Origin of the sequence: Escherichia fergusonii ATCC 35469 (assembly GCF_000026225.1) — a bacterium.
GTDB classification, from domain to species: Bacteria; Pseudomonadota; Gammaproteobacteria; order Enterobacterales; family Enterobacteriaceae; genus Escherichia; species Escherichia fergusonii.
Genome location: NC_011740.1, coordinates 357,523 through 371,618, shown reverse-complemented (window position 1 = coordinate 371,618; position 14,096 = coordinate 357,523). Strand labels below are relative to the sequence as shown.

The 14,096-nt window shown below is 54.5% G+C and carries 15 protein-coding genes; 6 read left to right on the top strand and 9 right to left on the bottom strand.

What is annotated here, in order from left to right:
- Positions 1-121 precede the first annotated feature (121 nt).
- The 9 genes from hycI to hycA all read right to left on the bottom strand — a co-directional run bounded on the left by hycI (position 122) and on the right by hycA (position 8,002).
- Positions 122-592 carry a hydrogenase maturation peptidase HycI gene (hycI, locus tag EFER_RS01975; RefSeq protein WP_000132961.1) on the bottom strand — a complete coding sequence of 157 codons (471 nt, stop codon included), beginning with the start codon at positions 590-592 and terminating at the stop codon, positions 122-124.
- Complete coding sequence (gene hycH / locus EFER_RS01970; protein ID WP_001291926.1) at positions 585-995, bottom strand: formate hydrogenlyase assembly protein HycH; 411 nt, start codon at positions 993-995, stop codon at positions 585-587. The genes hycI and hycH overlap by 8 nt, the downstream gene beginning before the upstream one ends.
- Complete coding sequence (gene hycG / locus EFER_RS01965; protein WP_000067425.1) at positions 992-1,759, bottom strand: formate hydrogenlyase subunit HycG; 768 nt, start codon at positions 1,757-1,759, stop codon at positions 992-994. The genes hycH and hycG overlap by 4 nt, the downstream gene beginning before the upstream one ends.
- Positions 1,759-2,301 (bottom strand): formate hydrogenlyase subunit HycF, encoded by a 543-nt coding sequence (gene hycF / locus EFER_RS01960; RefSeq protein WP_000493785.1) that lies wholly within the window; start codon positions 2,299-2,301, stop codon positions 1,759-1,761. The genes hycG and hycF overlap by 1 nt, the downstream gene beginning before the upstream one ends.
- A gap of 9 nt (positions 2,302-2,310) precedes the next feature.
- Entirely contained in the window at positions 2,311-4,020 is a 1,710-nt protein-coding gene (gene hycE, locus EFER_RS01955) for a formate hydrogenlyase subunit HycE (protein ID WP_001288134.1), read from the bottom strand.
- A gap of 17 nt (positions 4,021-4,037) precedes the next feature.
- The gene (gene hycD, locus EFER_RS01950) at positions 4,038-4,961 is read right to left on the bottom strand and encodes a formate hydrogenlyase subunit HycD (protein ID WP_000115205.1); all 924 of its coding nucleotides are present in this window, start codon (positions 4,959-4,961) and stop codon (positions 4,038-4,040) included.
- Positions 4,962-4,963: 2 nt separating this feature from the next.
- Complete coding sequence (gene hycC / locus EFER_RS01945) at positions 4,964-6,790, bottom strand: formate hydrogenlyase subunit 3 (protein ID WP_001274371.1); 1,827 nt, start codon at positions 6,788-6,790, stop codon at positions 4,964-4,966.
- Positions 6,787-7,398 carry a formate hydrogenlyase subunit HycB gene (hycB, locus tag EFER_RS01940; protein ID WP_001079173.1) on the bottom strand — a complete coding sequence of 204 codons (612 nt, stop codon included), beginning with the start codon at positions 7,396-7,398 and terminating at the stop codon, positions 6,787-6,789. Before hycB ends, hycC begins: the two co-directional genes overlap by 4 nt.
- A gap of 142 nt (positions 7,399-7,540) precedes the next feature.
- Positions 7,541-8,002, bottom strand: coding sequence for a formate hydrogenlyase regulator HycA (hycA, locus tag EFER_RS01930; RefSeq protein WP_000158048.1), 462 nt, complete (start codon positions 8,000-8,002; stop codon positions 7,541-7,543).
- Between the two features lie 213 nt (positions 8,003-8,215).
- Between hycA and hypA the strand changes: the two genes are divergently transcribed.
- The 6 genes from hypA to flhA all read left to right on the top strand — a co-directional run bounded on the left by hypA (position 8,216) and on the right by flhA (position 14,071).
- Complete coding sequence (gene hypA / locus EFER_RS01925) at positions 8,216-8,566, top strand: hydrogenase maturation nickel metallochaperone HypA (protein WP_001299100.1); 351 nt, start codon at positions 8,216-8,218, stop codon at positions 8,564-8,566.
- A 3-nt stretch (positions 8,567-8,569) separates the two neighbouring features.
- Positions 8,570-9,442, top strand: a complete 873-nt coding sequence (hypB, locus tag EFER_RS01920) for a hydrogenase nickel incorporation protein HypB (RefSeq protein ID WP_000337680.1) — start codon at positions 8,570-8,572, stop codon at positions 9,440-9,442.
- On the top strand, positions 9,433-9,705 hold the full coding sequence (gene hypC / locus EFER_RS01915) for a hydrogenase 3 maturation protein HypC (RefSeq protein WP_000334881.1): 273 nt from the start codon (positions 9,433-9,435) through the stop codon (positions 9,703-9,705). Before hypB ends, hypC begins: the two co-directional genes overlap by 10 nt.
- Positions 9,705-10,826, top strand: coding sequence for a hydrogenase formation protein HypD (hypD, locus tag EFER_RS01910; RefSeq protein WP_001212990.1), 1,122 nt, complete (start codon positions 9,705-9,707; stop codon positions 10,824-10,826). The genes hypC and hypD overlap by 1 nt, the downstream gene beginning before the upstream one ends.
- Positions 10,823-11,833 carry a hydrogenase maturation carbamoyl dehydratase HypE gene (hypE, locus tag EFER_RS01905; RefSeq protein ID WP_001059913.1) on the top strand — a complete coding sequence of 337 codons (1,011 nt, stop codon included), beginning with the start codon at positions 10,823-10,825 and terminating at the stop codon, positions 11,831-11,833. The genes hypD and hypE overlap by 4 nt, the downstream gene beginning before the upstream one ends.
- Before the next feature lie 147 nt (positions 11,834-11,980).
- Complete coding sequence (flhA, locus tag EFER_RS01900) at positions 11,981-14,071, top strand: formate hydrogenlyase transcriptional activator FlhA (RefSeq protein ID WP_000122678.1); 2,091 nt, start codon at positions 11,981-11,983, stop codon at positions 14,069-14,071.
- Positions 14,072-14,096: the final 25 nt, after the last annotated feature.

Sequence of the window (14,096 nt, the reverse complement as noted above, 5' to 3'; positions counted from 1 at the left end):
CCTACGTGTCGCACGAACCAGGAAAGCCCGATAAGCGCAGTGCATCGGGCAATTTAGCATTTGGCATCAGAGCTGGTTCACCCCATCAAGAACATCCCTGTCCTGATTCCTTATTGAAAAACTACTCTTCTTCCACCGCTAACTGCGCGAAACCGCCGTTCCCTTCCCAGCCTTCCAGACGTTGATAAACGGTTTCTACCGCATCTTTAATCGGCTGGGTCATCGGGTAGTAAAAACCGACGATATCCGGCTGGATACCGAGGAAAATCACTTCACCAATATCTTCTTTCAACTGGTCGATAAGGTAGTTCAGCGGCATGTTATGGGTAGTCATCATAAACATCTCGGCGATGTCATCCGGATCGATGATGCGGATCTCGCCGGGGTTTAGCCCCATATCAGTGGCGTCGACAATCAGCAGTCGCGTAGGGCGCAGTTCACGGATGGCGACGATGTCGTTTTCCGGTGCGCTACCGCCGTCAATCACCACCCAGTTGCCTTTCGGCGCGGCGGCGCACTTTTCCGCCAGCAACGGGCCCGCGCCATCATCGCCCATCATGCTATTGCCAACACAGAGTAAAACGTCAGTCACGCAATCTCCTCACCATCAAATAGATGGCGTTTTCCTGATGAATATCATGCAGCATACTTAACAGCATTGTACTCCATTCCTGCTGCTGCGAAGTTTGCGCTGACCGGGCTTTATCGAATGCGTTGGCCAGCATCGGCACATGGTTAATGTCGATAACGATCTCACCATATTTCGGCACGCCTTCCATTTTACGGCGGGCTTCACTGCCCGCCTCCAGAGTGGCAATCCATGCCAGATATTCATCCCACGGGCAGGTGAGCGCGGCTTCCAGGCAATCGATAACCCCAAGGTGGTGACCAATCGCCAGGCTATAATAGACCACCTGCTGCGCCTCGGCGGGCGTGGCATCGTTCTCATCAATAAATTTACGGCTCAGTTGACTGAACACCACCTTTTCACTCATCGGATACGCGCCTCTTCAACAACATGATTCAGATGGCTGACAATCTCGTTCAGACGCGGATCGTTTTCTGCTTCCAGCCAGCGTGCAACCTGCTCTTCACCCTGCCCTAACTGCGTCAGGAAATCATCGGCAATCTGGCGACCGTAACGATAACCCGCCAGGCGGCGTGCTTCGCGATCTACTTTTACACGCAGCGGCTGCACCATATCGCCATGCAGGATCTCTGCCGGTTGTTCATCCAGTTCACCCGGCCCACGGGCGTGAATTTTCTGCTCCAGCAGGCCGAGCGCCATTGCAAAGCCATACAGCGTGGCGGCTGGCGTTGGCGGGCACCCCGGAATGTAGACATCCACCGGGACGATTTTATCCGTCCCCCCCCACACGCAGTAGAGATCGTGGAAGATCCCGCCGCTGTTACCGCAGGCACCGTAGGAGATACAGATTTTCGGGTCCGGCGCGGACTGCCACGCACGCAGCGCAGGGGATCGCATTGCACGGGTGACCGCGCCGGTAAATAGTAAAATATCCGCATGACGCGGAGACGGCACAACTTTAATGCCGAAGCGCTCTGCATCGAACAGCGGCGATAAGGTAGCGAAAATTTCAATTTCGCAGCCGTTGCAGCCGCCGCAGTCCACGCGGTAAACGTAGGCAGAACGTTTGATTTTTTTCAGTAACGACACCTTCATACTGGCGATGGATTCATCCACCGTCATCGGGACCGGAATGCCGTTGGCGTCACGGGGGCCTAATAAATTGCTCATCAGATGGCCTCTTTCATATGGCGAGTCAGTTCAATACGGTCGGACGGCACCAGGCATTTCTGGCGCTTACATTCCGGGCAAGTCTCAAAGCTTTCACGGTGGTTTTCCGCGCGGCTGTCACCATTGTGCTTAAGCAGCGCAATGGCGTAGTCGATCTCTTTCTGGACGGCGAAAGGACGATTACAGACGCGGCAGTTGCACAGCGCGAAGCGGGACTGTTGCAGGAAATCTTCTTTCTTCCACACCGCCAGTTCGTACTCTTGCGACAGTTTGATCGCCGCCGTCGGGCAGACTTCTTCGCAGCGTCCACAGAAGATGCAGCGTCCAAGATTGAACTCCCACGCCAGCTCACCGGTGGCGAGATCAGTTTCAACGGTTAAGGCGTTTGACGGGCAGGCATTGACGCAGGCTGCGCAGCCGATGCACTGCTGCGGGTTCTGCTCTGGCTTACCACGGAAGTTTTTATCAACCGCAATCGGCTCCAGCGGGTAAGACGAGGTCGCCGTGCCGGTTTTGATGACTTTTTTGATAAAGGTAAACATGGCGATTCCTTATTTCAGCGGCGAGTTTTTACGCTCAATGCTGTAGCGCTCAAGTTCTTTGTACGGCACCACTTTGCTCTTCTTCTTACGTACATCGACCACGGTCATGCGGTCAGTACAGGAGTAGCAAGGGTCCAGGCTACCGATAATCAGCGGCGCATCAGAAACGGTGTTGCCGCGCAGCATGTAGCGCAGGGTCGGCCAGTTCGCGTAGGTCGCGGCACGGCAGCGCCAGCGGTACAGCTTCTGATTGTCGCCGGTCATGCTCCAGTGGATATCATCGCCACGCGGCGCTTCGGCAAAGCCCAGCGCAAAACGGTGTGGAATGTAGGTAAAGCCTTCCACCATCAGTGGGCCGCCCGGCAGGTTATCCAGACCGTAGTCAATCATGTTCAGCGCGGTATAGACTTCGTTGATACGCACTTTCAGACGGGAAATCACGTCGCAGCCCTGCTCGCTGTGGACTTCCATTGGCAGCAGGCCATAACCAACAAACGGGTGATCGGCACGGGTATCGCGGGCGTGACCGCTGGCACGGACCATCGGGCCAACGTTACTGAAATCGCGAGCAATTTCCGGGTCCAGACGACCAATGCCGACAGTGCGCTGTTCCATGTTCGGTGTGCTCAGCAGCACATCCACCAGCTCCTGCACTTCACGACGCATCTGCTGCGCCAGTTGACGGGTCTGGATCATGTCATCTTTCAGCAGATCGCGACGAATCCCGCCGATCAGGTTCAGACCGTAAGTTTTACGCGCACCGGTAAGGATCTCCGCCATTTTCATGGAGGTTTCACGCACCCGGAAGAACTGCATAAAACCGGAGTCAAAGCCAGTGAAGTGGCAAGCAAGGCCAAGGTTGAGCAGATGCGAGTGCAGGCGTTCCACTTCCAGCAAAATGGCGCGAATCATCTGCGCACGTTCTGGCACCTGAATACCCATCGCGTTTTCCACCGACGTGGTGTAAGCGGTGCTGTGGGCGAAGCCGCAGATCCCGCACACACGGTCGGAGAGGAAGGTCACTTCGTTGTAACCCATGCGGGTTTCCGCCAGTTTTTCCATGCCGCGATGGACATAGAACAGGCGGTAGTCGGCGTCGATAATGTTTTCGCCATCGACGAACAGACGGAAGTGGCCCGGTTCGTCAGAAGTGACGTGCAGCGGACCAATCGGCACGACATTGTTTTTCTTATCGCCCAGTTCGTTGATGAACTCGTAGGTTTCAGCATCGGTGGTCGGTGCCGGACGTTGACGATAATCCATGCTGTCTTTACGCAGCGGATAAAGTTCATCCGGCCAGTCATCCGGCAGCACCAGACGGCGTTCATCCGGAAGCCCTACCGGAATCAAACCGTACATATCGCGCACTTCACGCTCGCCCCACACCGCCGCCGGAACGCGCGGCGTCACGGACGGATACTCCGGTTTGTTGGCGTCAACTTCGACGCGAACAGTTACCCAACACTTGGTGCCCTTCTCCATCGACAGCACGTAGTAAACGGCGTAATGACCATTCAGTTTGCGTTCGTCGTTACCAAACAGCACCGACAGCCAGCCCCCCTGCTTGTAGTAGAGGAACTCCACCACTTCCGGCAGATAGTTCACCTTCACGGTGACAGTCAGCTGATCTTTGGTCTGCCAGGCGTGGTCCAGCACGACGCCCGGAAATGCCTCATTCAGCGCGGCGAGATAATGTTGACCTAATTTTTCTTCAGACATGCTCAAACTCTCTTTAATCACGCCGCCAGCAAGGAGACGAACGCTAAAAATGCAAAGCCAAAACCAGCCCAGGTAATGCGTGGAGTAATATCAAGACGCAGACGGGCCATGCTGTTTTCGAATAGCGCGATAACCAGTACGCCGACCACCAGTTTGACGATGGCAATCACCAGCGCCAGCAGCAGCCCACCGGCGGTGAAGGTTTCCATTTGTCCCCACGGAATAAACACCCCGACGAACATCTGTAACACCACCAGCTGTTTCAGGCTAATACCCCATTTCATGACGCCAAAGCCGCTGCCGCTGTACTCAGAGAGCGGACCTTCCTGCAGCTCCTGCTCGGCTTCCGCCAGGTCGAACGGCAGTTTGCCCATTTCGATAAAGGTGGCGAATGCGCAGGCACAGAGCGCCAGCATCAGCGGAATGCTCTGGCTCAGCGGCCAGTGATAAACGGTGTCGGTGATGTTGCTGATGTTGGTGGAACCGGCCACCTGCGCGGCGACCCACAGACCAAGCAGCAGCATCGGTTCAACCAGCACGCCCAGCATCGCTTCACGGCTCGCGCCAATAGCAGTAAACGGACTACCGGTATCCAGACCAGAAATGGCAAAGAAGAAACGCGCAATGGCGAAGAGATACAGTAAAGTGATCAAATCCCCCAGTTGCGGCAGCGGAGAACCGACAGTCACTACCGGCAGCGCGGTAGCGATAGTCAACATGACGCCAACCATTACGTACGGTGTCAGGCGGAACACCCAGCCGGAGGCATCGGGACCAACGCTCTGACGAGCCAGCAGTTTGATAATGTCGCGATACTCCTGCAACACGCCCGGCCCGCGACGGTTATGCAAGCGGGCGCGCGCCACGCGGGTAATACCGGAGAGCAGCGGCGCAACGGCAAATAACACCAGCGCCTGAATTAACGGATATAAAACACTCATTCTCAGGCTCCTCGTGAAACAATAATCACCACCAGTACCGCCAGTTCAACCAGCGCCATCCGGCGGAACAGCAACGCACTCCCCTCGTACTGCCAGCCCGGTACCAGCGACACCGGATTCAGCCATTTGCGCAGTTTCAGCACCGGCGCAAACGCCTGTTTCACCGGCATGGCAAAACCGTGAGCAGTAATCACCATTGATTTTTCATGGTCGTAGCCACATACCCAAGCAGCGCCGCGGGAACGCGACGGCAGACGGTCGCCTTTGCAAATCGCCATAATGATGAATGGCAGCAGCGGGCAGGCAATCAGCAGCAACGTGATCATTGGTTGAGAAACGGTTGTATTAGCAGGCTCCAGCGGCAGAGTTACGGCAGCAGACAACATCGGCAGCAGCCACGGCGCAGCAACACCGCCAATCACGCAGCAAATCGCCAGTGCCACTACGCTTACGCTCATCAGGAGCGGCGCACAGGTGGCGTTTTCGGCTTCTTTGGTACGCGGCGCGCCAAGGAAAGTAACGCCATAAACTTTCGCCATACACATCACTGCCAGTGCACCGGTAATTGCCAGCCCCACGGCGAGCAGCGGCCCGAGAAGACGGGCAACAAACGCGCCACTATTGCTCAGTTTGAAGAAGGATTGATAGATAACCCATTCCCCGGCAAAACCGTTCAGCGGTGGCAGCGCAGCCATTGCCATCAGACCGACCAACATGGCGATGGAGATAACCGGCATTTTTTTGCCAATACCGCCGAGTTTTTCGATATCGCGATGACCGGTACGGAACCAGACGCTCCCAGCCCCGAGGAACAGTACGCTCTTGAACAGGCTATGGTTAAGCAGATGGTACAGACCACCGACCAGGCCAAGGGCAATCAGCGCCGGTTGTTCAAGCGCGATACCCGTTACGCCAGCGCCCAGCCCCAGCAGGATGATGCCGATATTTTCCAGAGTGTGGTAAGCCAGCAGACGCTGAATGTTGTGCTCCATCAGCGCATACAAACCGCCGACGAACGCGGTGATCATGCCGAGTACCAGAAGTGCAATTCCCCACCACAGCGGCGCATTACCGCCCAGCAGCGACAGGGTTAAAATACCCAGCAGGCCAATTTTCATCACCACCGTGGAAAACAGCGCGGCAGCTGGCGCAGAGGCGTTAGCATGAGCCTGTGGCACCCAGCCGTGCAGCGGGATAATCCCGGCCAGCAGGCCAAAGCCAATAACGCCGAGCAGCCAGATATCGGAACCGAGCGGCAGTTGCTGCACGCGCATATCCAGCAGGCGCAGATCCAGCGTGCCGTAACGTTGCCACAGCAGCCAGCAGGCAATCGCCAGCAGCAGAGTGCCAAGACGCCCCAGCGCAAACCACAGTTTGCCCTCTTTGCTGTTGCTGGTGAGGAACACCGCACACAGGGCCATGATTTCTGCCATTACTACGAACATGCCCAGATTGCTGGCAATGACGGCACAGACGGCAGCAGCCATCAACATATTGATCTGCAAGCCGTTACACTTCACCTGCGCATGGCGATGCCAGTCAATGTTGTAGAGGCTGACAAACAGACCGCACAGGCCGAGGGTAATCAGCCAAATCGCATTAAGCGGAGAGATTTGCACATCGTAGCTTACCAGCGAAAGCGCGCCGCTCACGCCAACCGCGCCAGTCAGCACAGTGAAGCCCGCGGCTGCCGTATACAGGCTACCCACCGCGCCGCCAATTCCGGCAATCCAGCCGCTTAGCGCCTTTTGAAAAGAAAAGAGAAATGCCAGAACAGCGGCGGCAGCAAACCACGCCACGCCGCTATTGATCAGGGAAATTGCGCTCATTTAGCCTCTCCACTTTGAGCCTGCTGAAACAAGGTGAGATCGCCAAAGTCCGTGTTAAAGGTCAGCTCACGCTTACGTTTGCTGACGCGGGCGATATCGGTGTTATCCACCAGATGCAGGGCTTTGGTTGGGCACATCCGCACGCAGGCCGGACCTTGTTCATCAAAGCTACAGAGGTCACATTTGACGGCGATCGCGCGAATACCCGGCACCCAGTCAAGCAGCGTGCTGACACGCGCCGGAGCAGGCGGTGCCGGTGGTGCTTTCGGGGTATTGGCGTTTGCCGGAATATCCAGCGGACGGCTGCCGGAAAATTCGATTGCGCCAAACGGGCAGGCGATGCCGCACAGTTTGCAGCTTACGCACAGACTTTCATTTAGCTGCACAGCCCCATCAACGCGGGTGATGGCGTTAACCGGGCAGACCGTTGCGCAGGGTGCATCTTCACAGTGGTGGCAAAGTTGTGGCGCAGATTCTTTTTCATTCAACATCACTCGCAGGCGCGGCATAGATTGCAGCCCATGCTGGCGATGCGTCTCTGAACAGGCAGCTTCACAGGTGTGACAGCCGATACAGAGCGTGGAGTCAGCAATTACAAAACGATTCACCAGTCATTCCTCAGGTGATTGTCATTTTTGACGAAAACATGCCGATGAGATGTCATTTTTGACATCCCTCGACACGCCCATTTCCAGTTAGTTGTGATGCAGTACAACGCCCGTGACGGCGCTATACGGACAAAACGGCGGCTTATACGACCGGGTTTTGCTCATCAATCAGTAAGCCCAGATCCACTGGCGCATTACTTTCTACAGCGGCATACAGGCCGTCATAGACGCGGGCGATTTTGCCGAGATAGTGTTCAAGCACTTGCTCGCGATCACGGTTGCTGATCTCACCGTCTATCTTGCCGTCTATTGACAACTCTGCTCGCCCAATCAGTTGTTTACTGTTGGGCTCTTTGGATTCGATGTAATACTCAATGATGTGATTATTAAAACCATCCGCCAGGGTGACGTAGATACGGAAGTGTTCGAAGAGAACGAAGCAGAGGTCTTTTTCTGCCGCACAACTCATTCCGTGATGCAAATGTGCTTTTGATAGCGTGATCCCCTGGACCAGTGAGTTGCAGTAAATATGCCACTGGTCCTGTAGGCGACGGTGCCGCTGCGCGATGTAATCGGCTTTTTCGCTTATTTCCCAAATAGTCATGTCAGGTTACCCGGTTAACAGAGACGACCAGCTATAAGCATTTTTCATGCCATTTTTTAACTCATTGTTTTATCAGTAAATCACCTGAATCACTGTGATTTTTGACGCTGTGATGACATGTCATTTCGTCATTATCGTCACCAGAGGCTGTAGCGATTAAAACAGGATGGCACAAATATTGCTTATCCCGGAGATACGATGACGGGAGGCAATATGCACGAAATAACCCTCTGCCAACGGGCACTGGAATTGATCGAACAGCAGGCCGCAAAACACGGCGCAAAACGCGTAACTGGGGTCTGGCTCAAAATTGGCGCATTTTCTTGTGTCGAAACCAGCTCTCTTGCCTTTTGTTTTGATCTGGTTTGCCGCGGCAGCGTGGCGGAAGGTTGTAAACTGCACCTCGAAGAACAAGAGGCCGAATGCTGGTGTGAAACATGCCAACAGTATGTGACGCTACTGACCCAGCGCGTCCGCCGCTGTCCACAGTGTCATGGTGACATGCTACAGATTGTGGCAGACGACGGTTTACAGATTCGGCGGATAGAAATAGACCAGGAGTGAGCGATGTGTACAACATGCGGTTGCGGTGAAGGCAACCTGTATATCGAGGGTGATGAACATAACCCTCATTCCGCGTTTCGTAGCGCGCCATTTGCCCCGGCGGCACGCCCGAAGATGAAAATCACCGGCATTAAAGCGCCTGAATTTACCCCCAGCCAGACTGAAGAAGGCGACCTGCATTACGGTCATGGCAAAGCGGGCACTCACGCGCCGGGCATGAGCCAGCGTCGGATGCTGGAAGTCGAAATTGACGTGCTGGACAAAAACAACCGTCTGGCTGAACGCAACCGCGCGCGCTTTGCTGCCCGCAATCAGTTGGTACTCAACCTGGTTTCCAGCCCTGGTTCCGGTAAAACCACGCTGCTGACTGAAACCTTAATGCGCCTGAAAGATAACGTTCCGTGTGCGGTGATTGAAGGCGACCAGCAAACCGTGAACGATGCCGCGCGCATTCGCGCTACCGGCACGCCAGCGATTCAGGTGAATACCGGTAAAGGTTGCCATCTTGACGCACAGATGATCGCCGACGCCGCGCCGCGCCTGCCACTGGACGATAACGGTATTCTGTTTATCGAAAACGTTGGCAACCTCGTATGTCCGGCGAGCTTCGATCTCGGTGAAAAACACAAAGTGGCGGTGCTTTCCGTTACCGAAGGTGAAGACAAACCGCTGAAATATCCACATATGTTTGCCGCCGCCTCACTGATGCTGCTCAACAAAGTTGACCTGCTACCGTATCTCAATTTCGACGTTGAGAAGTGCATCGCCTGCGCCCGCGAAGTCAATCCAGAAATTGAAATCATCCTTATTTCAGCCACCAGCGGCGAAGGGATGGACCAGTGGCTGAACTGGCTGGAGACACAGCGATGTGCATAGGCGTTCCCGGCCAGATCCGCACCATTGACGGCAACCAGGCGAAAGTCGACGTCTGCGGTATTCAGCGCGACGTCGACCTAACGTTAGTCGGCAGCTGCGATGAAAACGGTCAGCCACGCGTGGGCCAGTGGGTACTGGTTCACGTTGGCTTTGCCATGAGCGTAATTAATGAAGCCGAAGCGCGCGACACCCTCGACGCCTTACAAAACATGTTTGACGTTGAGCCGGATGTCGGCGCGCTGTTGTATGGCGAGGAAAAATAATGCGTTTTGTTGATGAATATCGCGCGCCGGAACAGGTGATGCAGTTAATTGAGCATCTACGCGAACGTGCTTCACATCTCTCTTACACCGCTGAACGCCCTCTGCGGATTATGGAAGTGTGCGGCGGCCATACCCACGCCATTTTTAAATTCGGCCTCGACCAGTTACTGCCGGAGAACGTTGAGTTTATCCACGGTCCGGGTTGCCCGGTATGTGTACTGCCGATGGGAAGAATCGACACCTGCGTGGAGATTGCCAGCCATCCGGAAGTCATCTTCTGTACCTTTGGCGACGCCATGCGCGTACCAGGGAAACAGGGGTCGCTGTTACAGGCAAAAGCGCGCGGTGCCGATGTTCGCATCGTTTACTCGCCAATGGATGCGTTGAAACTGGCGCAGGAGAATCCAACTCGTAAAGTGGTGTTCTTCGGCTTAGGGTTTGAAACCACCATGCCGACGACGGCCATCACTCTGCAACAGGCGAAAGCCCGCGGTGTGCAAAATTTTTACTTTTTCTGCCAGCATATTACGCTGATCCCAACGCTACGCAGTTTGCTGGAACAGCCGGATAACGGTATCGATGCGTTCCTCGCGCCGGGCCACGTCAGTATGGTTATCGGCACCGACGCCTATAATTTTATCGCCAGTGATTTTCATCGTCCTCTGGTGGTTGCTGGATTCGAACCGCTTGATCTACTACAAGGCGTGGTCATGCTGGTGGAGCAGAAAATAGCGGCCCACAGCAAGGTAGAAAATCAGTATCGGCGGGTGGTGCCAGATGCCGGTAACCTGCTGGCGCAACAGGCGATTGCGGATGTCTTCTGCGTCAACGGCGACAGCGAATGGCGCGGCTTAGGCGTGATTGAATCTTCTGGTGTACACCTGACGCCGGACTATCAACGATTTGACGCCGAAGCGCATTTCCGCCCGGCACCGCAGCAGGTTTGCGATGACCCGCGCGCACGTTGTGGCGAAGTATTAACGGGCAAATGTAAGCCGCATCAATGCCCGCTGTTTGGTAACACCTGTAATCCTCAAACCGCGTTTGGCGCGCTGATGGTTTCCTCCGAAGGAGCATGCGCCGCGTGGTATCAGTATCGTCAGCAGGAGAGTGAAGCGTGAATAATATCCAACTCGCCCACGGCAGCGGCGGCCAGGCGATGCAGCAATTAATCAACAGCCTGTTTATGGAAGCTTTTGCCAATCCGTGGCTGGCAGAACAGGAAGACCAGGCGCGCCTTGATCTGGCGCAACTGGTGGCGGAAGGCGACCGTCTGGCGTTCTCCACCGACAGCTACGTCATCGACCCGCTGTTCTTTCCTGGTGGCAATATCGGCAAGCTGGCGATTTGCGGCACCGCGAACGACGTAGCGGTCAGTGGCGCTATTCCGCGCTATCTCTCCTGTGGATTTATCCTTGAAGAAGGATTACCGATGGAGACGCTAAAAGCCGTGGTGACCAGCATGGCAGAAACCGCCCGCGCTGCAGGCATTGCCATCGTTACTGGCGACACTAAAGTGGTGCAGCGCGGCGCGGCAGATAAACTGTTTATCAACACCGCTGGCATGGGCGCAATTCCGGCGAATATTCACTGGGGCGCACAAACGCTAACCGCAGGCGATGTATTGCTGGTTAGCGGTACACTCGGAGACCACGGGGCGACTATCCTTAACCTGCGTGAGCAACTGGGGCTGGATGGCGAACTGGTCAGCGACTGCGCGGTGCTGACGCCGCTTATTCAGACGCTGCGTGACATTCCCGGCGTGAAAGCGTTGCGTGATGCCACCCGTGGTGGAGTGAACGCGGTAGTTCATGAGTTCGCGGCAGCCTGCGGTTGCGGTATTGAAATTTCTGAATCAGCGTTGCCAGTTAAACCTGCCGTGCGCGGCGTTTGCGAACTGCTGGGGCTGGACGCCCTTAACTTTGCCAACGAAGGCAAACTGGTGATCGCCGTTGAACGCAACGCAGCAGAGCAAGTGCTGGCGGCGTTACATTCCCATCCACAGGGGAAAGACGCGGCGCTAATTGGTGAAGTGGTGGAACGTAAAGGTGTTCGCCTTGCCGGTCTTTATGGCGTGAAGCGAACCCTCGATTTACCACACGCCGAACCGCTTCCGCGTATATGCTAATTAAGATCGTTGATAGTGATATTGCCGCTCCCCTAATACAACGCATCTGGGGATATTAAGCGGCATTATCATCATTCTCGATCTACTCTTTTCTTGTAGTAATTTTCTTTTAGCACCGCAGGTTGCGGTGCATTCCTGGATAGCAAAATGTCGTATACACCAATGAGCGATCTCGGACAACAAGGGCTGTTCGATATCACTCGTACGTTATTACAGCAGCCCGATTTGGCCTCACTGAGCGAGGCTCTTTCGCAACTGGTAAAGCAGTCTGCGCTGGCCGACAACGCCGCCATCGTGTTGTGGCAAGCGCAGACGCAACGTGCGTCGTACTATACGACGCATAGCAGTAGCGGTCCGATTGCTTACGAAGATGAAACCGTACTGGCTCACGGGCCGATTAGGCGGATTTTATCGCGCCCGGATACCCTGCACTGTAACTATGCAGAATTTAGTGAAACCTGGCCGCAACTGGCCGCCGGTACACTTTACCCACAATTTGGACACTACTGCTTATTACCACTCGCCGCTGAAGGGCGGATTTTTGGTGGCTGTGAATTTACCCGTGTTGATGATCGTCCGTGGAGCGAAAAAGAGTTTTCACGCCTGCAAACCTTTACCCAAATTGTCTCAGTGGTTGCCGAGCAAATTCAAAGCCGGGTGAGTAACAATATCGACTATGACCTGCTTTGTCGTGAGCGGGATAATTTCCGCATCCTGGTGGCGATAACCAATGCGGTGTTATCACGACTGGATATGGACGAACTGGTGAGTGAAGTTGCCAAAGAGATCCACCATTATTTCAATATCGATGACATCAGCATTGTTCTGCGTAGTCATCGCAAACATAAGCTCAATATCTATTCCACGCACTATCTCGATAAACATCATCCTGCCCACGAACAGAGTGAAGTGGATGAAGCCGGAACCCTGACCGAACGGGTCTTTAAAAGCAAAGAGATGCTGCTGATTAACCTCCACGAGCGTGATTCGCTGGCACCTTATGAACGGATGCTGTTTGAAACCTGGGGGAATCAAATTCAAACGTTATGCCTGCTGCCATTGAAGTCGGGTAATACCATGCTCGGCGTATTGAAACTGGCACAGTGCGAAGAGAAAGTCTTCACCACCGCTAACCTGAATCTACTGCGCCAGATTGCCGAACGTGTGGCTATCGCCGTCGATAATGCCCTTGCCTACCAGGAAATTCATCGTTTGAAAGAGCGTCTTGTCGATGAGAACCTCGCCCTGACCGAACAACTGAATAACGTCGAGAGTGATTTTGGTGAAATCATCGGGCGCAGCGATGCCATGTATCGGGTGATGAAACAGGTCGAGATGGTGGCGCAAAGTGACAGTACCGTATTAATTCTTGGTGAAACTGGTACTGGTAAGGAACTGATTGCCAGAGCGATTCACAATCTGAGCGGACGTAATAGTCGGCGGATGGTAAAGATGAACTGCGCCGCAATGCCAGCCGGACTGCTGGAAAGCGACCTGTTTGGCCACGAACGTGGAGCTTTTACCGGTGCCAGCACACAGCGTATTGGCCGTTTCGAACTGGCGGATAAAAGCTCGCTGTTCCTTGATGAAGTGGGCGATATGCCACTGGAATTGCAACCGAAGTTGCTTCGCGTGCTGCAGGAACAAGAGTTTGAACGGCTTGGCAGTAATAAGATCATTCAGACAGATGTGCGATTGATCGCCGCAACCAACCGCGATCTACAAAAAATGGTCGCGGATCGTGAATTCCGTAGCGATCTTTACTACCGTCTGAACGTGTTCCCGATCCATTTACCGCCATTGCGTGAGCGACCAGAAGATATCCCGTTGTTGGTTAAAGCGTTCACTCATAAAATTGCCCGCCGTATGGGGCGTAATATCGACAGTATTCCTGCCGAAACCCTTCGCGCCTTGTGTGATATGGAATGGCCTGGCAATGTGCGGGAACTGGAGAACGTGATTGAACGTGCGGTGTTACTGACACGCGGTAACGTGCTGCAACTTTCGTTACCCGATATTGCCCCAGCGACGCAAGTACAGCCTCCTGTTGAGAAAGAAGTCGCCCAGGAAGGGGAAGACGAATATCAGCTTATTGTCCGGGTGTTGAAAGAGACAAACGGTGTGGTAGCGGGGCCGAAAGGCGCGGCCCAGCGTCTGGGGATGAAGCGAACAACACTGCTTTCACGTATGAAACGATTAGGAATCAATAAGGATGCGCTAATCCAGGGTATGCCATAATCGTTATTTACGTTAAAGGAATGGA

Excerpts from the sequence above, each read along its gene's own strand:
- hycH (WP_001291926.1), bottom strand. The coding sequence starts at position 995 with ATGAGTGAAAAGGTGGTGTTCAGTCAACTGAGCCGTAAATTTATTGAT.
- hycG (WP_000067425.1), bottom strand. The coding sequence starts at position 1,759 with ATGAGCAATTTATTAGGCCCCCGTGACGCCAACGGCATTCCGGTCCCG.
- hycF (WP_000493785.1), bottom strand. The coding sequence starts at position 2,301 with ATGTTTACCTTTATCAAAAAAGTCATCAAAACCGGCACGGCGACCTCG.
- hycE (WP_001288134.1), bottom strand. The coding sequence starts at position 4,020 with ATGTCTGAAGAAAAATTAGGTCAACATTATCTCGCCGCGCTGAATGAG.
- hycD (WP_000115205.1), bottom strand. The coding sequence starts at position 4,961 with ATGAGTGTTTTATATCCGTTAATTCAGGCGCTGGTGTTATTTGCCGTT.
- hycC (WP_001274371.1), bottom strand. The coding sequence starts at position 6,790 with ATGAGCGCAATTTCCCTGATCAATAGCGGCGTGGCGTGGTTTGCTGCC.
- hycA (WP_000158048.1), bottom strand. The coding sequence starts at position 8,002 with ATGACTATTTGGGAAATAAGCGAAAAAGCCGATTACATCGCGCAGCGG.
- hypA (WP_001299100.1), top strand. The coding sequence starts at position 8,216 with ATGCACGAAATAACCCTCTGCCAACGGGCACTGGAATTGATCGAACAG.
- hypB (WP_000337680.1), top strand. The coding sequence starts at position 8,570 with ATGTGTACAACATGCGGTTGCGGTGAAGGCAACCTGTATATCGAGGGT.
- hypC (WP_000334881.1), top strand. The coding sequence starts at position 9,433 with ATGTGCATAGGCGTTCCCGGCCAGATCCGCACCATTGACGGCAACCAG.
- hypD (WP_001212990.1), top strand. The coding sequence starts at position 9,705 with ATGCGTTTTGTTGATGAATATCGCGCGCCGGAACAGGTGATGCAGTTA.
- flhA (WP_000122678.1), top strand. The coding sequence starts at position 11,981 with ATGTCGTATACACCAATGAGCGATCTCGGACAACAAGGGCTGTTCGAT.